Annotated in this window: 1 protein-coding gene; it reads right to left on the reverse strand. The window is 67.4% G+C overall.

All coding sequences use genetic code 11. The features are described from left to right. Positions 1–680 (reverse strand): transposase (locus AC1RR3_RS38520; protein ID WP_492830539.1); only part of this gene is annotated, 680 nt, incomplete at both ends.

Raw genomic sequence — 680 nt, forward strand, 5'->3', positions numbered from 1 at the left:
GCCCGGGCCGTCGCCGCGCCGCGGCAGGCAGGGATCGGTGCCGTGCTTGGACTGCGTGGGCGGGCAAAAGACCTCAATCCCTTGATCGTGTGCCCACTCAATGTCCTCGGCGCTGCCAAAGCCGCCATCGACCAGATAGCGTCGCGGAAGACGGCCTGTTCTCGCGCGCAAGCGATCCTGCATGGGTCGCATCAGACCCCGATCGGAGCCGACATTGGTCACGTCGAACCCGACCACGATTTGCTGACCGGCCGGACTGACCACCTGCACGTTGTATCCAGGACGGAAGCCGCCGTCCGGCATCTTCATGACACGAGCCTGCGGATCAGTGGTGGAGGCGCGGGGCTCCTTCGGCTTCTTGCCGTTGCTGCGCTTTTCTTCGCGCGCCTCGCGTTGCCGCTTGATATCGGCGAGCGCCCCCTGCGCCGCCTTGACGCGCTCCAAGCGCTCACGCGCCGCCCGTTCCCTGGCCGCCTTGATCCGCTGATTGCTGGCATCCGAGCGCGTCTCGACCTCTCGCTTGAGCTCGTTCACAACTGCCTGCGCTGTCGCCAGATGACGATCGAGAGTCGCCTCCCGCCGGAACGAGGCGGCGCCGGCACTCGCCCGCACCCGCACCCCATCCTGCGCCAAGGTATCCAGGTCGACGAGGCCGGCCTTGGCCAGCGCCGCCAAGTGTT

Source organism: Bradyrhizobium sp. GW821-FHT13H05, assembly GCF_058804065.1.